Genomic DNA, 21,918 nt, shown 5'->3' with positions numbered 1-21,918 from the left:
AAAGGACCTGACATGACCTCTTCCGCACCACTCTCCGTGGCCGTCATCGGCGCCGGCATGGCCGGCAAGACCCACGCCAACGCCTGGCGACAGGCCGGGACCGTCTACGACCTCGGCCTGCCGCCCGTGCGGCTCGCCGCGATCGCGGACGCCCACCTGCCCTTCGCCGAGGACGCCGCGGCCCGTTACGGCTACGAGAAGGCCGTGGGGGATTGGCGCGACGTCGCCGAGGACGACTCGATCGACATCGTCTCGATCGTGGTGGGCAACGCCCTGCACCGCGAGATCGCCGAGGCCATGGCCGCGGCCGGCAAGCACGTGCTGTGCGAGAAGCCGCTGGCCGGCACCCTCGAGGACGCCGAGGCGATGGCTGCGCTCGAGCAGAAGCACCCCGACCTGGTGCTCGCCACCGGCTACACCTTCCGCCGCAATGCCGGCGTCGCCATGCTCGCCAAGCTCGCGGCCGAGGGTGCGCTGGGTCAGATCGCGCACCTCGACGGCCGCTACTGGTGCGACTACGGCGCCGACGAGAACGTGCCCATGGCCTGGCGGTACAAGGGCCCGATGGGCTCGGGCGCGCTCGGCGACGTGGGCTCCCACCTGGTCGACTCGGCCGAGCTGATCCTCGGCCCGGTGGTCGAGGTCTCCGGCGCGCAGCTCGTGCAGACCATCTCCGAGCGCCCGGTCGCCGGCGGCGCCGTCGCAGGCGGCCGCGGTGTCGCTGCTGCGGCCGACGCCCCGAAGGAGGCCGTGGAGAACGACGACGTCGCGACCTTCACCGCCCGCTTCGCCTCGGGCGCGGCCGGCACCTTCTCCGTCTCCCGCGTCGCCCACGGCCTGCCCAACTACAAGGCGCTCACGGTTCTGGGCACCGGCGGCACCGCGAGCTGGTCCCTGGACCGCACCGGCGAGATCCAGATCGCCGACTCCTCCTCGCCCGCGGGCCTCGGCGGAATGCGCCAGGTGCTGGTGAACCCCGAGTTCCCCTACTTCGGCAACGGCTCCTCGATGGCCTTCGGCGGCGTGGGCCTGAACCAGATCGAACAGTTCACCTACCAGGCGCACGCCTTCCTGCAGCAGGTCGCCGGCATCACGGAGGGCGCCCTGCCGCAGTGCGCCACCTTCGCCGACGGCTACCGCCAGATGCGGGTGCTCGATGCCGTGGCCCGCTCCGCGGCCGACGGCGGCTCCGCGATCGAGGTCTCCTGACCTTCGTGACCCGTCACCCGGGTGACCCGTCGCCCGCGTGATCCCATCTCACCCGCGTTACCCCACCTCACCCGTTTCCCTGAGAGGAGACCCCATGTCGTTCACCTACGGCGCCTACACCGCCTGCCTGCAGGATCGCACCCTTCCCGAGGCCCTCGAGGTCCTGCGCGGGATCGGACTGACCGGAGCCGAGGTCAACACCGGCGGCTTCATCCCCTCCCCGCACGCCCCGGTCGACGCCCTGCTCGCCAGCGAGCGCGCACGCAGCGAGTTCCTGCAGGTCTTCGCCGACGCCGAGATGCAGCTCACGGGCCTGACGGCGTCGGGCAACCCGCTCTCGCCCCTGCCCACCGAGGGTCTCGGCCACGCCCATGACCTGCGCCGCACGATCGAGCTCGCCGGGCTGCTCGGCGTGCGCGACGTGGTGGCCATGTCCGGCACCCCGGGCACCGATCCGGGCGCGCGCTACCCGGCGTGGATCGTGAACCCCTGGAACGGCATCGACCTGGAGATCCTCGAGTACCAGTGGTCCGTCGCGGTGCCCTTCTGGAAGGAGATCGACGCCCTCGCCCGGACGCACGGCGTCAAGGTGGCCCTCGAGATGCACCCGCGCAACCTCGTGTTCTCCCCGCCCAGCTTCGAGCGCTTCGTCGAGCTCGTCGAGCCCACGAACATCGGCGTGAACCTCGACCCCTCGCACCTGTTCTGGCAGCAGATGGAGCCGATCGACTGCATCGAGCGCCTCGGCTCGTACATCACGCACGTGCACGCGAAGGACACCTCCGTGCTGCCCGGTGCGGCGACCCGCGGTGTGCTGGACACCGACTTCGGCCCCGTGCCGGAGGACCCCGCCCAGCGCACCCCCACCGGGATGGGCCATTACTGCTCGACCTGGCCGGAGGACCCGGCATGGCGCTTCGTCGCGATCGGCGAGGGCCACGACGCCGAGTACTGGAGCCGGTTCCTGGCGGCGCTCGCCGCAGTGGATCCCCAGCTCAACGTCAACATCGAGCACGAGGATGCCGCCTTCGACCGCGTCGAGGGCATCGCCCGCGGCGCGAAGACGCTCCTGGCCGCCGCCGCACAGTCCGGCCTCTGAGAGCCGTCCCGGGCTGCGCGCCGCCTCCAGCGCGCGTGCGGTCCGACGCGTCGTCATCCACGGCGCCCCTCCTCACCTGACAAGGAACTGATCATGCCCCTCGTACGCATCACCCAGCAGGCCGTCCGCACCCCTGAGCAGTCGCGCCGAATGGCGGACATCGTCCAGGACGTCATGCTCGAGCTGTTCTCCGCGCCGGCGGGGGACCGGTACCAGATCGTGGAGACACTGCCCGTGGGCTCGATCCTCGCGGAGGACACAGGGCTCGGGATCGAGCGCAGCGATGGCGTGGTGATCATCCATGTCACCCAGCAGGGGCGCAGCACCGAGCAGAAGCAGGCGGTCTACGCGGCGCTCGCCGAGCGTCTCGCCGCAGCGGACCTGGTGCGGCCGGAGGACCTCATCATCTCGGTCGTGCACAACGATCGCGAGGACTGGTCCTTCGGCCATGGTCGGGCGCAGTTCCTCACCGGGGAGCTCTGACTCGCAGCTCGCCACCGGGAACTCTGCCCGGAGCCCGGGCCCCGCGGCCCGGAGCCCAGCGGACCGGGCCCCGGAGCCCGGTCCGTGCCGGGGCTCTGAGGCGGGCATGTCACCGCCTCGCGCTACGCCTCACGCGGATCCACCCTGCACCCTTCCCCACTCCTTCCGGACATGTTCGCTCATTTGTCTGGACAAATGATTCCGGCAATGGCACGATAGGACCATCGAGCGGTACCACCGGGCAGACAGCCCTGGTCACCGCCCAGGTTTCAACGCAGAGAGGCTCTGAGATCATGGCAGCACCCGACCTCGACATCATCACCTTCGGTCGCAGCGGTGTCGACATCTACCCCTTGGAGATCGAGAAGGGGCTCGAGGACATCAACAGCTTCGGCAAGTTCCTCGGCGGCAGCCCCACCAATGTCGCCGTCGCCGCGGCTCGGCTCGGGCACACCCCCGCCGTGATCACCGGAGTGGGCGATGATCCCTTCGGCCGCTACGTGGTCAAGGAGATGGAGCGCCTGGGAGTCTCCGGTCAGTTCGTCGTCACGAACAACGAGCTGAACACCCCGATCACCCTGTGCGAGATCTTCCCGCCGGACGACTTCCCGCTGTACTTCTACCGCAAGCCCAGCGCCCCGGACCTGCAGGTCGCGCCCGAGCACCTCGACCTCGAGGCCATCCGGAACGTGCCGCTGTTCTGGTTCTCCGGCACCGGGCTCTCCGAGGAGCCGAGCCGCTCGGCCCACTTCGCGGCGCTCGAGGCCCGTGGCCGCACCGCGCATACCGTCTTCGACCTCGACTACCGCCCGATGTTCTGGTCCTCCCCGGAGGAGGCCCGCGAGCTGTACCGCGAGGCGCTCAAGCACACCACCGTCGCGGTCGGCAACAAGGAGGAGTGCGAGGTCGCCGTCGGCGAGACCGAGCCCGAGCGCGCGGCCGACGCCCTGCTCGAGGCCGGTGTCGAGATCGCGATCGTCAAGCAGGGCCCCAAGGGCGTGCTCGGCAAGACCCGCGACAGCCGGGTCGAGGTGGCCCCGAACCTCATCGAGGTCATCAACGGCCTCGGCGCCGGGGACAGCTTCGGCGGCTCCCTCTGCCACGGTCTGCTCGCCGGCCAGGATCTCGAGACCATTCTGACCAGGTGCAATGCGGCCGGCGCCATCGTCACCAGCCGCCTGGAGTGCTCCACGGCGATGCCCACCGGCGAGGAGATCGACCTGCTGGTCGCCGGCGGCGACCCCAACCACGGGCAGACCGTCGAGCAGATGCTCGGCGCGCTCCGCAATCGCGGCGTCGACGCCCCCGCCCCGGAGAAGACCGCATGAGCAGCACCGCCTCCCAGACCACCTCCCAGACGGCTTCCCGCTCCACCCCTCAGTCCGCGGCCCAGGCCGCAGGTGCCGCGAACCAGTTCGTGAGCACCTACGACGAGGTCACGCGGGTGCGCCTGGAGGATCCCTCGCGGATCGCCCGCCTGGCGGCCGCGCGTCGCCGCCGCACCGTGGCGGACACCGACGGCACCATGATGGTGATCGCGGCGGACCATCCCGCACGCGGCGCCCTCGGTGTGGGCAGCCGCCCGCACGCGATGGAGAGCCGGCGTGAGCTGCTGGACAGGATGCGCGAGGCGCTCGCCGTGCCCGGTGTGGACGGCGTGCTCGGCACTGCCGACATCCTGGAGGACCTGCTGCTGCTCGGGGCGCTCGAGGACAAGATCGTCTTCGCCTCGATGAACCGCGGCGGCCTGCAGGGCAGCTCGTGGGAGATCGAGGATCGCTTCACCGCTTACGACGCCGCTGCCATCAAGCAGTCGGGCTTCGACGGCGGGAAGATGCTCACCCGCATCGACCTGGCCGACGATCGCACCTCGTTCATCCTCGAGGCCAGCGCGAACGCTGTCACCGACCTCGCCCGGCACGAGCTGATCGCGATGGTCGAACCGTTCATGTCCAGCCGGCCCGGCGGCGGCAAGATCGTCAATGATCTCAGCCCCGAGGCCGTCATCAAGTCCATCCACATCGCCCAGGGTCTCGGCGCCACCAGCGCTTACACCTGGCTGAAGCTCCCCGCGGTGGACGACATGGAGCGGGTCATGGATGCGACCACCCTGCCCACGCTGATCCTCGGCGGCGACCCCGCCAACGACGATCCGGATACCCTGCGGGCCACGTGGAAGCGGGCTCTGGACCGCCCGAACGTGCGCGGCCTCGTGGTGGGTCGCACCCTGCTGTATCCGGCCGACGACGATGTCACCGCCGCGGTGACCGCCTCGGTCGACATGCTCCGCTGACGACAGACGACCCCGCCGATCGGCGCCCGCGCCGAGAGGCACCCCGCCGATCGGCGCCCCGACCGACCGGCCCCTTCGAAGGGAGACCACCGATGTCCTCCGCCTCCACCCCCTCCGGCTCCGCCTCGGCTGCCACCTCCGGCTCCGCTTCGGCTGCCACCGTCGGCTCCGCCTCGGCGCCCGCCACCCAGCACGCCTCCGCTGTCCCGGACTCCTCCGAGCTGCACTTGCCCGCAGGCTCCACGGGTCGCGGGAACTACGAGACGATCATCGATCCCGGCGCCCGTGACGGCTGGGTCCACACCGGGCTGCGCGTGCTCGCGCTCGGCCCCGGTGAGAGCGAGATCTTCACCGCCAACAGCGTCGAGGCGATGATCGTGCCCCTGAACGGGGGCTGCGAGGTCTCCGTGGCGGGGGAGACGTACACGCTGCGCGGCCGCGCCGACGTGTTCGCGTCGGCGACCGACGTGCTGTACGTGCCCGTCGGCTCCCAGCCGACGATCTCCTCCGAGGCCGGCGGCCGCTTCGCCGTGGCTACCGCGGTCGCGACCGGCGTGCACCCCGTGGCGCTGATCCCCGCCGAGGACATCCCGGTCGAGATCCGCGGCGGCGGGAACATGACCCGCAAGGTGCGCAACTTCGGCACCGTCGGCGCCTTCGACGGCTGTGACAGCCTCATCGCCTGCGAGGTCATCACTCCTGGAGGCAACTGGTCCAGCTACCCCGCGCACAAGCACGACGAGACCGTCGACGACGGCGAGCACGTCGAGTCCGAGCTCGAGGAGATCTACTACTACGAGATCCAGGACGGCCCGAGCGGACCCGGATTCGGCTTCCACCAGACCACCTCGAGCGGCGAGGCGAAGCCGATCGACGTGCTGGCCGAGGTGCGCAGCGGCGACACCGTGCTGGTGCCCCACGGTTGGCACGGCCCCTGCGCCGCCGCCCCCGGGCACGACATGTACTACCTCAACGTCATGGCCGGACCGGACCCGGTGCGGGCCTGGAACATCACCGACCATCCCGAGCAGACCTGGGTGCGCGACACCTGGGCCGACGCCGGGATCGACCCCCGACTCGACGGAGAGCATCGATGAGCGACACCCAGCAGACCACCCTCCCGCAAGACGTGCGCGTCGGCATCATCGGCGTCGGCCGGATGGGCGCCGACCATGTCGAGCGCGTCCGCTCCCGCATCAAGGGCGCCCGCATCAGCGTGATCAGCGACTACGTGCGGGAGACCGCCGAGAAGGTCTCGGCCGAGACCCCCGGTTCGCGCGTCGTGGACACCCCTGAGGAGGTCATCGGCGCGGACGACGTCGACGCGATCCTCATCGCGAGCCCCGGCGCGTTCCATCGCGACCAGACCCTCGCCGCGATCGCCGCCGGCAAGCCCGTGCTGTGCGAAAAGCCGCTGGCCATGAACCCGCAGGACGCCTACGAGGTGGTCCGGGCCGAAGCCGCGTCGGGCGCGAAGTACGTGTCGCTGGGCTTCATGCGCCGCTTCGACGCCGAGTACGCCGAGCTCAAGGACGCCCTGGACGCCGGCGAGCTGGGCACGCCTTTGCTGCTGAACTGCAAGCACCGCAACGCCACCGTGCTCCCGGGCTTCGACGACACGATGATGGTCTACGACTCGGCCGTCCACGAGATCGACGCGATCTCCTACTTCCTCGAGGAGCCGGTGGTCTCCGTGCAGACCGTCGTGCCGCGCAGCACCGAGCTCGCCCCCGAGGGCCTGCACGACCCGCTGCTGTTCCTGTTCCGCACCGAGTCCGGCGTGGTCGTCACCGACGAGCTGTGGGTGAGCACGAACGCCGGCTACGAGGTGCGCACCGAGCTGGTCGGCTCCCGCGGCGCCTCGACCATCGGCCAGGACATCGGCCGGGTCACCACCCAGCTCGAGGGCGGGCGCTGGGGCGGCAGCGTGCCGCCGGACTTCCGTCCCCGTTTCGTGGCCGCCTACGACACCGAGGTCCAGGCCTGGATCAACGCCGTGGCCGACGGCAGCAATGTCGCCGCGCGCTCGGCGACCGCCTGGGACGGGTACGTGGGTGCCGCGGTGTGCGAGGCGACGGAACGCTCCCTCACCGCCGACGGGCCCGTCGAGATCGCCCTCGAGGCCCGGCCGAGCTGAGCACGAAGGCCGACTGAGCTGAGCACGAGGCCGGTCTCGGGTCGGCGTCGGCCGCCCGAGCACTGGTCCGTACCGTGCGCACGAGAGCCGGACTGGACGAACAACCGGTGACCGCGCCGTATCCTGGCGCGGTCACACCGGCGTGAACCGAGGAGAGTGCAGTGGACGGAGCCGAAGGGAATCGTGCCGTGAGAGTGGACCTGGTGGTGGATCGCGACCTATCCATGCCGCTGTACCTGCAGCTGGCCACCCAGATCGAGAAGGCGATCCAGGCCGGGGAGCTCCCTCCGGGCAGCCGGCTGGAGAACGAGCTCGATCTCGCGGGCAGGCTGAAGCTCTCTCGGCCGACGGTCCGGCAGGGCATCCAGGAGCTGGTGGACAAGGGCATGCTGGTGCGCAAGCGCGGCGTGGGCACCCAGGTGGTGCAGGCGCCCGTGAACCGTCAGGTCGCGCTGACCTCCCTGTATGACGACCTGCGGGGCGCCGGTAAGGCCCCGCGCACCGAGATCATCGAGTACCGCATCGGCCGCCCCGACTCCGAGGCGGTGGACCGTCTGCAGCTGGGCCCGGGTGAGCAGGTGCTCGAGCTGCTGCGTGTGCGCTACGCCGACGACGAGCCGCTCGCGGTCATGCGCAACACCCTGCCCGAACGGATCGCCCCGCGTCGCGAAGCCCTCGCGAGCAACGGCCTGTACGCCTCCCTGCGTGAGCAGGGCGTCGTCTCGGTGCTCGCTCATGAGCGCATCGGTGCCACCGTGGCCGACGCGGAGCACGCCGAGCTCCTCGACGAGGAGCAGGGCGCGGCCCTGCTCACCATGGAGCGCAAGTCCTTCGCGAACGACGGCAGCGTGGTCGAGTTCGGTTACCACGTGTATCGCGCCTCGCGGTACTCCTTCGAGGTCACCCTCGTCGACTCCTGAGCCGGGCACCCTCGGCCCCGTGCCTCACCTCAGGCCGGCCGTGCGCGACCCACTCGACCCGCCCGACCTGCGCGACCTGCGCGACCCGCGGGACCCGAGCGACCTGCCCGACCCGCGCGACCCGAGCGACCTGCCCGACCCGCTCGACCCGCTCGACTCGTCTGACCGGCCCGGACCGAGCGACCGGCCCTACAGGCTCCAGCACTCAGCAAGTGTCGCCTCAGGACCCATGTGACGCGCCCACATGGGTCCTGAGGCGACATTTGCTGCCGGTTCAGCGCTCCGCCCGCTTCCTACGGCGTGCCGCTGCGGACCCACTCGAAGGCACCGAGGTCGTGCCGCGACGTGTCGGCGCCAGTGTTCCGCAGCTCCACTCGGCGCTGATATCCGGACAGGTTCGCCAGCAGCACCTCGTCGTGGTGGCCGGGCGTGCCGCAACCTTGGTCTTGGTCTTGGTCTTGGTCTTGGTCTTGGTCTTGGTCTTGGTCTTGGTCTTGGTTCCGGTCCTGGTCTTGGACCTGGGCATGGTGTGGGAGACGCGTGCTGCGCCGTGCCCCGATCGCCCAGACCAGCCCGTCCGGGCTCGCCGCGGTCAGCAGCTGCCCGCCCTCCAGCGCGCTGAGCGCGTCGATCGCGGCGCGCACCGGCAGGTCGGCTCCGTCGGCCGTGCGCACTCCGCGCGGCCCCCACTGCTCGAAGCAGGTCAACGAGGCGACGCCCGGCACCGCGAGGGCCGCGGCGCTCGCGATCGTCCAGGTCGCGAGCTCCGGACAGGCCTGCCGAGCATCGTCGGCCGCGGTGCGGTGGGCGCCATACCCCGCCGAGAGGCCCGTTCGTGCGGGTGCGGCGACGGGCCTGGTCGCGACGTTGTTGAAGCGCGGTCGGAGCGTCACCGGACCGATGTGCACCGGCACGCCCGGCGCGCGGGAAGTCGCATCCTCGACGATCACGCGCTGCATCGCGACCGATTCCACCAGCTGTTCCGTCTCGAGCGTGTGGAACAGGGGCGTGATCGGGAAGGTCAGGCCATCGAGGTCCGCGTGCGGCAGCCGATCCCACTCCCGGTTCAGCTCCGTGTAGTGCGAGCGGGAGCCGCCGACGACGGGGATCCCGGGCGGCGTGACCGCGCGCAGCGCCTCGACCAGCGCGGGCTCGGAGACGTGCGATGACGCGTCAACGATTCCGATGCGGTGCAGGTCGACGTCCGCGAGGGTGTCCAGGACCGTGCGCAGCACGGCGGGCTCCGGAGGCGTCGGGCTCACCAGCATCACCGAGAGCCCGTCCGCCTCACGACGGGCGCGTTCCAGGGCGGCGGACCAGGCCGGATCGGCGAGATCCAGCTCTACGTGCAGGACGTCGCGGAGCTCACCGGTGCGCTGAGGCCCGGGCTCCGGTGCGGTCGACGCGCCGACGGCGATGGTCGGGAACGGGCCGCAGGGTACGAGCGTCAGGACGGTGGGAGATGCGGCCGTGCCGGCATCCGGTGCGCCTGTGGATTTCGTGACAGACGCCGTCGTCGTCGGCTCCGCGTGCTCTGCCGGCCCGGTGGCTCCCGCCGCCGCGGCCTGAACGGTCGCCGGCACCTGCGCCGGTGCGAGCGGGCCCGTCGACCCCGTGGCCGTGAGGACGACCTGCTGCCGGACCGTCTCACCGGCGGCCAGCGTGTACGGGAACGGCTCGTCCAGGGATCGGTTGTACGTCTTGAACGAGGCGTCGGACCAGTTGCGCTGGTCCTCCATCTCGAAGACGTCGCCGCGAAGGTCCACGCGGAACGTCGTGCCATGATCCGCCCAGCTCAGCGCTGCGATATCGCGGGCCGGCTGGTGGGGGCTGATCGCTGCCGGGAAGGTCATCGCGAGCTCGGTGCCGTCGGTGCGGCCGACGGTGAGATCGGTGCCGGCCAGGTGCGGTGGATGCAGGACCACGAGCCCTGTCCGGTTCGTGGGGGAGTCCGAGCGCGCCTCGCCCTCGAAGGTCACCGAGAGCTGGTCCCCGTCGGCCTCGACGCGCAGGGCGCCGGCCAGGTCGATCCCGCGATCGGCGATCTCCAGCTCCATGACGAGGCTCGAAGAGCTGCGCTCGACGTGCGTGACGCGCGAAGCGGCCGTCTGCCAATCGGCATCCCGGGCCACGGCCCGCACCCCGCGGAGCACGACCAGGCCGTCGCAGCGGATGTCCGCCAGCTCATCGCTGCGCAGATCCAGCGACCATCGGCCTGACCCCCAGCGCTCGCCGGAGGGCACGGGCCCCCAGACAGGGGAGGGGGCAGCAGAGTTCGTGCTCATGAGGCGGGCGATGGCGTCGGCTGCTGGGGGCGGCTCAGGGCGTGGTTCACAGGGCGGTCCGCAGCGCGACTGGCGGCGCGGCTCGCAGGGCAGTTCACAGCGCGGTCATGCCGCCGTCGACGGCGAACAGCGAGCCGGTCGCGAAGGCGCCGTCGTCGCTGGCGAGGAAGACCATGATCCCCTCGACATCCTCCGCCTGGCCAGCGCGGCCCAGCGGGATACGACCCACGATCGCGGAACGTTCGTCCGGATCGTCGGAGATCGTCGTGACCAGCGGGGTCTCGGTATAAGCGGGGACGACAGTGTTCACGCGGATGCCGTCGGCCGCATAGGCGGCGGCGACGGTCCGGGCGAGGCCGTGGATGCCCGCCTTGGTCGTCGAGTAGGCGGTGAAGTCGTTGCCCTCACCGGTGAGACCTGTGGGACTGCCGGTGAGGATGATCGATCCGCCGCCGCTGGCCGACAGCGACCGCACGGCGTGCTTCACGGTGAGGAAGGTGCCGGTCAGGTTCACGTCCACCGTGCGCTGCCAGACCTCGAGATCGAGGTCGGCGATCTTCGCGTCCTGCCCGAACAGCTGCACGCCGGCGTTCGCGACCACGACGTCCGGCGCCCAGCCCGCGGAGTTCAGCTCGGCGAAACCGGACTCGACCGCGGCCTCGTCCGAGATGTCCACGGTGAGCGCGCGGGCGGTGCCCTCGCCGTTCTCCTGGGCGATGGAGGCGGCGGCGCTCGCGGCGGACTCCCCGTCGCGGTCGGCGATCACGACGCGGGCGCCCTCGCGGGCGAAGCGGGAGGCCACGGCGAGGCCGATGCCGGAGGCGGCTCCGGTGACCAGCGCGGTGCGGGAGGCGAGACGGGGCATGGGGTTATCCGTTCATCGGGGGCGGAGCTTCTCTGCTGCGTGGCACGGGCGCGGTGTCGGGCAGGTGCCCGGACGACGACGGCGGCTCGTGATGTCACTCAGTCTGCCCAACCGGTTGACCAATTTCAAGGTCGGTGCGTTTGTCGGACGGGGCGTTCGTTGGACGGGGCGCTCGTCGGACGGTGCGTTCGTCGGACGGGGGCGGGGGCGGACGCCCGCCTGGGCGCCATGAGGGCCCCGCCGCCCGCACGAGCGGCGGGATGACCCGACCGGCACCACAGGCCGGCGAGTTTTGTGGCCCCACGACCGATGTCGGCGCTCGCATCGGTTGTGATGTCTCAGGACTTCGGTGACAGTTCTGTATCAGGACATCGGTGACAGTTGATGTCTCAGGACATCGGTGACGGTTCGGGGTTCTTCGGTGGCCGGCCTCGGCGTTTGCCGCTCCGTTGACCCGTGTGCTTGGAGGCGTATCGGATGCCGAGCGGGGGCCAAGCGTGCTCGGCCAGGATCTCGCCGTGAAGGTCGACGAACGTGACGCTGGCCTGTTCGACGAGGACGTGCACTTCCTGCTGGGCATGAGGGTAGGAGACCTGGAACGCGACGCCGTGGAGGGTGATCGTGCCGTTGTTGTTCACCACCCGTGTTCGTTCACCGGTCTGGATGACCCGCTCCCGGGGGAGCTTCCGGGAACGCTTCTTGCTGTCCCCGACGGACTCGATGATCAGGCTGGGCTCCACGACAGGCCGGGGAGACGGTGCCGGCTCAGTCGCGTCCCAGGCTTGGCGTGGTGTGATCCGTCCGGGAAGTCCCTGGTGAGGGCGTTGCTCGTTATAGATGACGTCGAACTCGTCGACCTGTGCTTGGAGCTCTTCGATGCTTCCCGCGATGGGCTGCTTGTCCAGCCAGCGGAACAAGGTCTGGTGGAATCGTTCGTTCTTGCCCTGCGTGGTCGGCTTGTAGGGCTTCCCGGTGATCGCCTCGACTCCCAGCGCGGTCACGTGGATGACGAGCTGGCCCTTCATCCCACGGCGCGTGGGGTTCAGCGCGGCTCCGTTGTCGGTGAGCAGACGCTGTGGAGTTCCGCAACGCGCGGTGCCCTTGTTGAACACCGCGATCGCTGCTTCAGCGGTCTCGCTGCCCGCCACGTGAGAGGCGACCGCGAGGCGCGAATGATCGTCCTGGAGCTGGAAGATCACGCAGGTCCGGCCGTTGGTGAGGACGTACTGGGTCGCATCCAGCTGCCAGCACGCGTTCGGTGCCGGATAGACGAACCGCCGCCAGGACGCGCGAGGCCGCTTCCTCGGCTCCAGTCGAGCCACGCCTCGTTCGCGGAAGATCCGTGCCAGGGCCGCGATCGATGGCGCTTCAAGTCCCATCGCTTTCATCCGGTCGTGGACGCTGATCGGACCGTGATCCAGCCCAGACGCTTCGAGTGCGGCGCGGACCTGAACAGCCTGGTCCTTGACCTCTTCATCGAGCTGGCCCGGGGAGGTATGTGGTCGTTTGGTGCGGGGCTCGAGCACGGCCGCGGGCCCATCGACGCGGGCGCGAGCACGGAGGACGTAGAACGTCTTGCGCGAGATGCCGTGCTCGACGCAGAACGTGCTCACCGACCCACGCGGCGCGTCATCAGGCCACCGCGAGATGGCCAGGCGGACAGTGGGATCGACGGGCTCGTTTCTGCTCACCGCCCATTTTTACCGGCGAAGTGTCACCACCAAGAGCCACGGAAGTGTCACCGATGTCCTGATACAGAACTGTCACCGATGTCCTGCGACATAACAAGGCGCTCGCATCGGTCGTGAGGCCACAAAACTCGGGGAAGCGTCGACGCGTCGACCTGCGCCTGCCGACCTGTGTCGGCCGGCATGGGCCGGGCCCGCCCGCCGAGCTCAGGCCTCGACCGCGGTCCAGGCCTCGGCTCAGTCCTCGATCTCGAGCAGGTCCGAGACGCTCTCGAGGGTCTCGTGCTCGTCGCCGCCCTCCTGCTGCATGCGCTCGAGATAGGGCTGCGAGCGCTGGACCTGCTGCTCCAGGGCGTTCACCGTGGTCAGGAAGTTGGCGTTCGCCTGGGTGCGGAAGGAATCGATGCCGTCCATCGTGGTGAACAGGTTGTCGAAGGCCTTCTGCAGGGTCTCGGGGGAGACCCCCGAGGTGGCGGCCTGCTCCTGGATCTTCAGGGTGTTGTCCGCGAGCATCTGGGAGGTGCGATCGATGAGCGAGTCGGTGGTGCGGTTGACCGCGTCGATCTGGTCCAGCACCAGCTTCTGGTTCTCGAGCGCCTGCGCCGTGATCACCGCAGTGCGCAGCGCCGTGACGGTGGTGGTGCGCGCACGGTCGACGCCCTGGGCGAGCTTGGTGTTGTTGTCCTCGATGAGGCCCATCGCGAGATAGGCCTGGACGGTGACGGCGATCTGGGTGGCGACGTCCTGGCGGCGCTGGCGCACGGCGAACAGCACATCCCGTTCGAGGGCGTCGGCCGCATCGGGCTTGCCCTCGCCGCGCAGCCCGTCGGCCCTGCGCACGGTGCGCTCATCGAGCAGACCCAGCAGCGAGGACGCCTTCTGCAGCGCGCCGAGATCCTCCCAGAGGGCGCGGCGCTCGACGGACAGCTCGGCGTTGTCGCGCTGCAGCATCTCCTGCCCGCGGCCCAGCGCCGCGAGCACTTCGTCCAGCTGCTTCTGGTTGGACTCGTAGCTGCGGAAGTACCGCTTCGCGGACTTCTTGCCCGGCAGGAACGACAGCGCCTTCGACCCGAAGGTGTCCTCCTTCGGCGCGAGGTCCTCCATGGTGGTGCGCAGCTGGGACAGGGACTTCGAGACCGACTCCTGGCCTCCACCGCTCTCCTTCGCATCGCGCAGCGACTGCTGCATGAAGCGCGAGGAGGTGCCGGAGGTGCGCTCGAAGGTGCGGCGGGCCACCGCGCCGAGCGCGTCGACCTGGGCGCTGAACTCCTGCGAGTGGGGGTTCAGGGCGGAGATCTGGTCGACCCACTGGTCGGCGCGGGCGGCGAGGTCCTGCTGCTGCTCGTCGGGCAGCTCGGGGAGCATCGAGACGGCCCGGTCCGCAGGGACCTCCTCGACAGGCTCGGAGGGGGTGATCTCGGGCTCGGGTGTGGGCGGCTGGAGCTTGTCCATGGGGGCCTCCTCGGGGCGATGGGGCTGGTGGATGGTGGGGGATCAGACGTCGATGATCGGGCTGAGGTGCTGGTCGGCGAAGCGGGCGCGGAGGAACTCGGCGTGCACGTCCAGGGAGTGGGAGACGCCGGCGACGATGTCGCTCTCGACCCGTTCGACCCCTTCGGCGAGCACGGCGAGCTGCTGGTCGATGTCCTCGAGGTTGGCGAGCGCCTCGCGTCGGGCGGATCCTGCGAAGGTCGCGAGGAATCCGACGATCTCCTCGACGCTGTCGAGCAGCTCGGGGACATAGCGCGTGGCGATGCCCTCGAGCAGCGTCACCTCGCTCTCGTAGGGGCGCTGCCCGCGCAGGGTGTCGGAGTCGGCGAGGGCGTCGATGCGCCGGGCCAGGGAGTCGACGTTCTCGAGCACGAGGCCGACCGTCGGCTCCGAGGCCCGACGACGCAGCTCCGCGGTCCGTTCCCGGCTGCGGGCCGTCGCCGCCCGGATCTCCGCGAGCATCTGCGCGGTGGTCCCCGATTCTCCGGCCGACGCTGTGACCTGCAGGGTCGTCGGCGCGCGGAGAGCGCGCACGGCTGCTCCGCTGCCTCCAGCGGCGATCACTCCGGCGCCGGCGGCGATCCCGAGCGCCGCGAGCGGGCCGACGATCGCCGTGCCGAGGCCCACCACCAGGCACGCCGCGGCGACCAGGCCGCCGGTGAGCAGGGGGACGCCGATCGAGAACAGGCCGGAGCGTGCGGAACGAGGGTGGCCGACGGCTGCGGAGCCTGGGGCGTGCACGGTGCCCTCGAGCGGCTTCTGGATCGGGCCCCAGAGGGAGCGGCGCTCGGCGGTCGCCTTCCAGGGCAGGTCGATGTCCCCCGGGGAGACGTGCACGCTGCTCGGGGAGACCTCGTCGGTGCCGGGGTCTTCGGGCGTGAGGGGGCCGCGGGGCGTGGTGTCCCCGGTGTCCGGCCTGCGGGCCGGTGGATCGATCCCTTCGTTCACGCGAATCCGCGATTCCCTCCGACAGCGGGGACGAGGTGCTGCGCAACGGGGCGATGCGGCGTGTCCGCTCCGTATCCCGCGCGTGCCTCGTCCGGGGCGTCATCGAAGACTAACGCGGGTGGCTGGACGGCTCCAGGACCCTGCTTCGACGGAGGCTCCACGGTCTCTCGACGCACCGCGCACCGGATGCCCGTCAGCGGGGCTACTGTGGCCCTCAACCCGGCAGCCGACGGGCCCGGATCATCCCCGCGTCGAGCCGCCGCCGTGCCGGACCACGGCGGCGCTCGGTGCGGGGATCTCCTCGTCGAAGGGGATCATCGGCCGTTCGATCCGCGAATGGCCGAGCCGCACCAGGTTCTGGTCGACACCGCCCGGGGTGAGTGCGAGCAGCCAGTCCGCCGCGGCCTCGTACTGGTCGGGCTCCAGGTAGCCCATCTTCACGGTGACCACGTCGAAGCCGGTCATCGACAGGCCCAGGCGTTCGAACATCTCATGACGCGCCCACTGCGAGCGCCGCGCGGTGACCACGGCGGTCAGGCCCGTCGGCCGGGCGGCCGCGAGATCCGTGGTCGTGCCCTCGCCGCGCACGCCCACGTCGAGCACGCGCAGAGCGGCGGCGCGGCCCGTCGAGCCGGACTCGTCGAGCGCGGCCACCTCGACGGCCAGCGGCACCGGCCCGGGCTCACGGGTGTCGATCCGTGCGCCGACCTGCACCTGGATCCTCCCGCCGACGCCCGCCTCCCAGGCGGCGTCGGCCGAGACCTGATCGACCAGGGAGACCATCAGAGCGCTCACCGCTCCGGAGCGGATCTCCTCGCGCTCGGCCAGACGGGCCAGGCAGTGCGTGGTGTCGTCGGCCCCTCCCGCCCCGGGGTTGTCCCCGGAATCGGAGATCCAGAACGGCCGGGCCGACGAGGCGATCGCCTGGTCCAGGCACTCCTCGAAGGTGCCGGTGGGAGCGACGAACTCGAAGTCGTGGCGAGCCTGCCAGACGCTGCCGGCGAGCTCCAGCGCCGCCTGCTCGACGGCGGAGGCCTCGTCCCCGAAAGCCACGATCGCGGCCTGGCAGCGGGGCTGATCGGCCCAGGCGAAGCCGATCCAGTACGAGATGTCCGTGATGCCCTCGCGCTGCGTGATCGCGGGGATCCCGGCATAGATCGACTTCGCCGGCTCGATGCGGGTGGAGGTCTTCTCCCCGGGCAGCAGGATCGGCACGTGCACGAGCGCCTTGTGGGGGAGCGCGCCGCCGTCCCGCACGGAAGCCGCCGTCTCGACGAGATCGCGCAGGCCGCGCTCGCGGGTCTCCCAGGCATCGATGTGCGGGGCGTGCCGATAGCAGGTGAGCAGGTCGCAGGCGTCGAAGAGGGTCTCGGAGACGTTCCCGTGCAGGTCCATCGCGGTGCCGACCACCACGTCCGGCCCGATCGCCGCGCGGATCGCAGTGATCAGATCGCCCTCGGCGTCCTCGAGGCCCTCCACGCTCATCGCTCCGTGGATGTCGAAGAAGAAGCCGTCCAGCGGCGCCTCGGCCTGCGCGGCGGCGAGACCCTCCGTGATCTCCTGCTTCCAGCCCTCGTAGACCTCGCGCACCAGCTGGCCGCCGGGCAGAGCGCGCGCATGCAGCACTCCGACGTACTCGGCGGCCTCTCGCAGCGCACGCCCGGCCGGCGACGGACCGCCGCCGAGACCGCTCGAGGCTGCGGGCCCTGGCGCGGATCCCGGATCGTCCGCGCCGCTGAAGAAGGGGTACCTCTCCAGGATCGCTGAGGTGCCGCGACGCACCTCGAAATCCTCGGCGGTGGAGCGGTAGGGGGTGAAGGTCGAGGATTCGATGGCGATGCCGGCGATCGCGATGCGGGGGCGGCGGTCGGACTGCGTCGTTGCAGGCATGGGGGTGCTCCCGTGGCTTAAGCGGTTGATAATGGTGGGGACATCCTTCCACCCGACCGCCGCCACCGCCAGGGGCGGCGCGGGGACGGACCCGACCAGGAGCGCGACGCCGCGCCCCGAAGGAGCCCTCCCATGATCAGCTTCGATGACCGCCACGGACCCGAGGACGCCGCACCTGCGACGGCGTACCCGCGGCTGTCCGTGCCCGACTGGTACCGCGACGCGAAGCTCGGGGTCTTCGTGCACTGGGGCCTGTACTCCGTGCCCGCCTGGGCCGACGTGCTGGACCGCCACGACGTCACGGCCGAGAACGCCTACGCCCGCCATCAGTACGCCGAGTGGTACGCGAACACGGTGCGCATCGAGGGGAGCCCCACGCGGGAGCGCCACGAGCGGCTCTACGGCGTCGGGCACTCGTACGAGGACTTCGCCGACGACTGGGACCCGGCGGCCGACGCGGTCCCCGGGATCGTGGATCTCGCGCGCCGCGCCGGTGCCCGGTACGTGGTGCCGACGACCAAGCACCACGACGGCTTCTGCCTGTGGGACAGCGCCACCACGCCCTTCACCGCCGCGCGTCGAGGGCCGGGACGCGACCTGATCGCCCAGTTCTCCGCCGCGGTGCGCGAGGCCGGGCTGCGGCTGGGCCTGTACTACTCGGGCGCCCACGACTGGCACGCGAGCGAGTTCCCGCCCCTGACCTCGAACGACGAGCTGTTCGCGCTGCGTCGCAATGACGAGGCCTTCGCCGGCTTCGCCGCGTCCCAGCTGCGCGAGCTGATCAGCCGCTTCGCCCCGGACGTGCTGTGGAACGACATCGACTGGCCCGACGCGGGCAAGTACGCCGGCCCGGACTCCCTGCAGGAGCTCTTCCGCGGCTACCTCGACGCCGTGCCGGACGGCGTGGTCAACGACCGCTGGGGCGTGCCCGCGCACGGCGTGCTCACCCGCGAGTACCAGGACATCGGGACCGTGCAGGACGAGGTCTTCGAATCCACTCGCGGCCTGGGCCTCTCCTTCGGCTGCAACGCCGATGAGTCGACCGACCACGCACTCGACGGCACCGCTCTGATCCGGCTGCTGGTCGACGTGGTCTCCAAGAACGGGAACCTGCTGATCAACGTCGGCCCCCGGGCCGACGGCAGCATCCCCGAGCTGCAGGCCCGCGCGCTCGAGGAGCTGGGGGAATGGCTGGGACGGCACGGCACGGCGGTCTACGGGACGCGGCCGTGGTTCCACGAGGCGGTGCGGACGCCGCCACCGGGCGTGCGCTTCACGCTCGGCGCGTCGGCCGACGGCGGGGAGGTGCTCCACGCGCTGCTGCTGGACCCGGCGGCAGGGCCGGTGGAGCTGGACCTCGAGGTCTCCGCAGCGATCCGCGAGCGGGTCGACGTCTCGGCGGCAGAGGGTGCTGGTCTCGTCGGGGAGCGCGTGGTGCTCACACCGGCGGGGACGTCCGGTCCGGTGGGTACGGTCGCGCTGCCTGTGCGCTGAACCGTTCGGCGTCAGCCCAGCAGCAGGCGCACCCCGGTGCCGAGCGCGAGCAGCGCTCCGACGAAGCCGAGGACCATCACGCCGCGCTGGATGGTCTTCTCGCGGAGCCGCTTCTGGACGGCCTCGCCGAGGCCGATGGATGCGACGACGACCACCACGATGGCGATCCACAACCAGACGGGGAGGTCCGGCAGCTGCCCGTCGTCCCACGCCCACTTGGTCGCGAACGACGTCGAGGAGATCAGGATCCACAGCGGCTGCAGGGTCGCCACCATCGGCAGCACGGGCCACCGGGAGAGCACCGCGTAGACGGTCACGGCCGGCCCGCCGACTCCGCCCAGCACCGTGCCCAGGCCTGAGCCGATACCGGTGACCACCTGCGCCCTGCGGCCACCCACTGTCAGGTCCACCCGCGCCAGCACCACGGAGATCACGAGACTGAGCAGCACCAGTGCGGCGACGACGAGATAGAGCGGGCCCGGTGGCGAGATCGAGGAGACCCACGCCGCCGCTGGCATCACTGCCACGGCCGGGAGCCCGATCCATGCCACCGTGCGCCACTCGATGTCGGACCAGATCCGCGGCAGCAGCAGGACGGGCATCAGGGTGCCCAGGAAGTTCGCCAGCATGATCCCCTCGTGCGCGCCGATCAGCACGACCGCGTAGGGCGCGAAGAGCATGCCCAGGCCGAGGCCGACCACGCGTTGGATGGTCGCGGCCATCAGTACGAGAAGGAGGAGGGAGAGCGAGAGGGCGAGGCTCATCGAGTGGGCTCGGACGGCTCGGAGCCCCTCGGTGCTCCCTCGTCGAGCAGCTCCGCGATCTGCGGGTGCCCGGCGATGTAGCCCTCGAGCAATTTCGCGCCCAGCTCCGGGGAGCTGACCAGGGGATGCATCGAGAAGCCCTGCCAGGCGGCGTCCCGGGAGCCCGTCCTGGCGGCGTCGAGGATCTTCCGCTCCGCCGCGCGCAGCGAGCTCATCATGCCGAGCCGCCCGAGCTCGACGGGCCTGACCGGCAGGGGGTGCACCCCGTCGCCGTCCACCTCGCAGAGCACCTCGAGTACGGCGTCCGCCGGGAGCTCCGGCACGATCCGCTCCGAGGCCGGCGCCTCCTGGCGATCGGCGCCGATGTTGCCGACGTCGAGGATCATCCGCTCGCGGCGCCCGGTGGCCAGCGCCGTCATCAGCCGCAGCGCCACCTCCTGGTAGCCGCCGCCGGCGACATCCTCCTCGCGACGCTCCTCGTCGCGGGACTCGGCCATGTACGTGGCCTCCCGCTCGTGCAGGGTCTCGCGCCACATGTCCAGGGGGGAGGTGCAGCAGGCATCGGCCGACGGGACTGCGCCGGCCGACGACGCTCCGTCGAACGGTGCGGCGCTCGTCGACGTGTGCGCGTTCCCTGCTGCGTCCGCGCTCCCCGCCGCGAGGTAGAAGTCGCCCTGCTGCTTGGCCAGGAACTCGCCGCGCGTGGTGGCCGAGCCCGTGATCCGGTCGATCGCCGAGGCGGTGTGGAGGTAGTAGTACAGGTATTCGTTGGGCAGCGCCCCGTCGGCCCGCACCCAGTCCTTGCCGATCAGGCGGGCCTCCTCGATCTCCTCGAGGGCGGCATCGTCCGCGAGCAGGTCGGGCAGGCGGTCCGTGCCGTCGACCGTGACCGAGCGGAGCCAGCCCAGGTGGTTCAGGCCCACGTAGTCGACCTCGGCGCCCCGCTCGCCGGCCACCAGATCCACGTCCAGCAGGCGGCCCACGCGGCGCACCAGCCCGATCGGGGTGTCGCAGATGCCCACCACGCGGTCCCCGAGCACGCCTCGCATGGCCTCGGTGACGATCCCGGCGGGGTTGGTGAAGTTGATGACCCACGCCGCCGGGGCGACCTCGGCGACCGTGCGGGCGATGTCGAGCGCGACGGGGAGGGTGCGCAGCGCATAGGCGAGGCCGCCGGGCCCGATGGTCTCCTGACCCAGCAGGCCCAGGCCGAGCGCGACCCGTTCGTCGACCGTGCGGGCCTCGGCGCCGCCCACCCGCACCGCGCTGAACACGAAGTCCGCTGCGGTGACGGCGTCGCGCAGGTCGGTGGTGGCGACCAGGCGTGGGGCATGGCTGATCCGGCCGTCGGCCTCGAGCTGCGCGCGGAGCCCCTCGATGACGTCGGCGATCGTGCGCAGGCGGTCCGGATCGACGTCCTGCAGAGCGATCTCGTCGACCTGCAGGCCGGTGGCGCCGGTGGCCACCGCCTCGTACACGAGCGGCACGCGGAAGCCGCCACCGCCCAGGATCGTGAGCTTCATGCGAGCAGGACCTCCAGGTCTTCCCCGTCGGGAAGGGTGAGCGAATCGGGGGAGCGGTCGGTGACCAGGGCGGTGAAACGGCCCAGGGTCGAGACCTCGAGGAAGCCCGAGCCCGGGAACTTCTCGTGGTCGGCGAGCAGGAACGCCGAGGTCGAGACGTCGAGCAGGCCGCGCTTGACGGGAACCTCGCTGGGCGTGGAGTCGAGCACGGTGCCGTCGGGCCGGACCCCCGACGTGCCCACGAACGCGGCGTCCACGCGCACCTGGCGCAGGGCGGATTCGGTGAGCGTGCCCACGAGCGACTGGTAGTTGGGGCGCAGCAGCCCGCCGAGCACCACGATGTCGATGCTCGGGGCGTCCGCGAGCGCCTTGACCACCGCGAGCGAGGCGGTGACGACGGTGAGCGAGCGATTCACCAGCAGGGGGCACATCGCCGCGACGGTGGTGCCGATGTCCAGTGCGATCACGTCGCCGTCGGCGATGCAGCCGGCCGCGCGCTCGGCGATCCGTCGTTTGGCGGCGGAGGCCGAGGTGGCCACTTCGGCGAAGCCGCGTGCGTCAGCCTCGGGGCGCACGGAGCCGCGCACATCGCAGGCGCCCCCGCGCACCCGGCGCACCACGCCGGAATCGGACAGCATCTCCAGGTCACGCCGGATGGTGGCCTCGGAGACGGCGAAATCGACGCTCAGCGTGCCGACCGATGCGGAGCCGTGACGGCGCACGAAGGCCGCGATGGCCTCGTGGCGTTCTTCGCTGAGCATGACGTCACCGTAGCACCGTCCGCGCAGTTTCGAGCAGGATCGCGCATGACCTGTCATCTCCGCTCACG

General features: G+C 71.0%; 17 protein-coding genes and 1 pseudogene. 9 read left to right on the top strand and 9 right to left on the bottom strand.

Annotation, left to right across the window (positions count from 1 at the left end; translation table 11 throughout):
* Window positions 1-12: 12 nt before the first annotated feature.
* From CIK81_RS13310 to CIK81_RS13275, 8 genes are all read left to right on the top strand, one after another.
* Window positions 13-1,209, top strand: coding sequence for a Gfo/Idh/MocA family protein (locus CIK81_RS13310; protein WP_096165792.1), 1,197 nt, complete (start codon window positions 13-15; stop codon window positions 1,207-1,209).
* A 94-nt stretch (window positions 1,210-1,303) separates the two neighbouring features.
* Window positions 1,304-2,308, top strand: a complete 1,005-nt coding sequence (locus CIK81_RS13305) for a sugar phosphate isomerase/epimerase (protein ID WP_096165793.1) — start codon at window positions 1,304-1,306, stop codon at window positions 2,306-2,308.
* Window positions 2,309-2,401: 93 nt separating this feature from the next.
* Window positions 2,402-2,791: a tautomerase family protein gene (locus tag CIK81_RS13300; RefSeq protein ID WP_096165794.1), complete on the top strand. Its 390-nt coding sequence runs from the start codon at window positions 2,402-2,404 to the stop codon at window positions 2,789-2,791.
* Between the two features lie 293 nt (window positions 2,792-3,084).
* Window positions 3,085-4,119, top strand: a complete 1,035-nt coding sequence (iolC, locus tag CIK81_RS13295; protein WP_096165795.1) for a 5-dehydro-2-deoxygluconokinase — start codon at window positions 3,085-3,087, stop codon at window positions 4,117-4,119.
* Window positions 4,116-5,084 (top strand): deoxyribose-phosphate aldolase, encoded by a 969-nt coding sequence (locus CIK81_RS13290; RefSeq protein WP_241964166.1) that lies wholly within the window; start codon window positions 4,116-4,118, stop codon window positions 5,082-5,084. Before iolC ends, CIK81_RS13290 begins: the two co-directional genes overlap by 4 nt.
* 92 nt (window positions 5,085-5,176) lie before the next feature.
* Window positions 5,177-6,181: a 5-deoxy-glucuronate isomerase gene (gene iolB / locus CIK81_RS13285; RefSeq protein ID WP_096165796.1), complete on the top strand. Its 1,005-nt coding sequence runs from the start codon at window positions 5,177-5,179 to the stop codon at window positions 6,179-6,181.
* Entirely contained in the window at window positions 6,178-7,221 is a 1,044-nt protein-coding gene (locus CIK81_RS13280) for a Gfo/Idh/MocA family protein (RefSeq protein ID WP_096165797.1), read from the top strand. Before iolB ends, CIK81_RS13280 begins: the two co-directional genes overlap by 4 nt.
* 224 nt (window positions 7,222-7,445) lie before the next feature.
* On the top strand, window positions 7,446-8,141 hold the full coding sequence (locus CIK81_RS13275; protein WP_096165809.1) for a GntR family transcriptional regulator: 696 nt from the start codon (window positions 7,446-7,448) through the stop codon (window positions 8,139-8,141).
* 293 nt (window positions 8,142-8,434) lie between these two features.
* Here CIK81_RS13275 and CIK81_RS13270 read toward each other — a convergent pair whose 3' ends face one another.
* The 6 genes and pseudogenes from CIK81_RS13270 to CIK81_RS13245 all read right to left on the bottom strand — a co-directional run bounded on the left by CIK81_RS13270 (window position 8,435) and on the right by CIK81_RS13245 (window position 17,308).
* Entirely contained in the window at window positions 8,435-10,426 is a 1,992-nt protein-coding gene (locus CIK81_RS13270; protein WP_141393715.1) for a hypothetical protein, read from the bottom strand.
* 94 nt (window positions 10,427-10,520) lie between these two features.
* Window positions 10,521-11,291 carry an SDR family NAD(P)-dependent oxidoreductase gene (locus CIK81_RS13265; RefSeq protein ID WP_096165799.1) on the bottom strand — a complete coding sequence of 257 codons (771 nt, stop codon included), beginning with the start codon at window positions 11,289-11,291 and terminating at the stop codon, window positions 10,521-10,523.
* 363 nt (window positions 11,292-11,654) lie between these two features.
* Window positions 11,655-12,904, bottom strand: a pseudogene (locus CIK81_RS13260) (integrase core domain-containing protein).
* 312 nt (window positions 12,905-13,216) lie between these two features.
* A complete protein-coding gene (locus tag CIK81_RS13255; protein WP_096165467.1) occupies window positions 13,217-14,431 on the bottom strand; it encodes a toxic anion resistance protein in 1,215 nt (404 codons plus the stop codon).
* Window positions 14,432-14,473: 42 nt separating this feature from the next.
* A complete protein-coding gene (locus CIK81_RS13250; RefSeq protein ID WP_241964165.1) occupies window positions 14,474-15,418 on the bottom strand; it encodes a hypothetical protein in 945 nt (314 codons plus the stop codon).
* Window positions 15,419-15,658: 240 nt separating this feature from the next.
* Window positions 15,659-17,308: a M81 family metallopeptidase gene (locus CIK81_RS13245; RefSeq protein ID WP_114329636.1), complete on the bottom strand. Its 1,650-nt coding sequence runs from the start codon at window positions 17,306-17,308 to the stop codon at window positions 15,659-15,661.
* A 132-nt stretch (window positions 17,309-17,440) separates the two neighbouring features.
* On the opposite strand from CIK81_RS13245, the gene CIK81_RS13240 reads away from it, so the two are divergent.
* Window positions 17,441-18,802 carry an alpha-L-fucosidase gene (locus CIK81_RS13240; RefSeq protein WP_114329634.1) on the top strand — a complete coding sequence of 454 codons (1,362 nt, stop codon included), beginning with the start codon at window positions 17,441-17,443 and terminating at the stop codon, window positions 18,800-18,802.
* An 11-nt stretch (window positions 18,803-18,813) separates the two neighbouring features.
* Here CIK81_RS13240 and CIK81_RS13235 read toward each other — a convergent pair whose 3' ends face one another.
* The 3 genes from CIK81_RS13235 to CIK81_RS13225 are packed head-to-tail and all read right to left on the bottom strand — an operon-like array spanning window position 18,814 to window position 21,850.
* Window positions 18,814-19,566: a TSUP family transporter gene (locus CIK81_RS13235; protein WP_096197520.1), complete on the bottom strand. Its 753-nt coding sequence runs from the start codon at window positions 19,564-19,566 to the stop codon at window positions 18,814-18,816.
* On the bottom strand, window positions 19,563-21,089 hold the full coding sequence (locus CIK81_RS13230; RefSeq protein ID WP_114329632.1) for a 6-phospho-beta-glucosidase: 1,527 nt from the start codon (window positions 21,087-21,089) through the stop codon (window positions 19,563-19,565). The genes CIK81_RS13235 and CIK81_RS13230 overlap by 4 nt, the downstream gene beginning before the upstream one ends.
* Complete coding sequence (locus CIK81_RS13225; RefSeq protein ID WP_114329630.1) at window positions 21,086-21,850, bottom strand: DeoR/GlpR family DNA-binding transcription regulator; 765 nt, start codon at window positions 21,848-21,850, stop codon at window positions 21,086-21,088. Before CIK81_RS13225 ends, CIK81_RS13230 begins: the two co-directional genes overlap by 4 nt.
* Window positions 21,851-21,918 lie beyond the last annotated feature (68 nt).

The sequence above is a fragment of the Brachybacterium sp. JB7 genome (assembly GCF_003335205.1).
GTDB lineage: Bacteria > Actinomycetota > Actinomycetes > Actinomycetales > Dermabacteraceae > Brachybacterium > Brachybacterium alimentarium.
The sequence above is the reverse complement of the archived record's forward strand: the minus strand, read 5'-3'. Positions and strand labels throughout refer to the sequence as shown.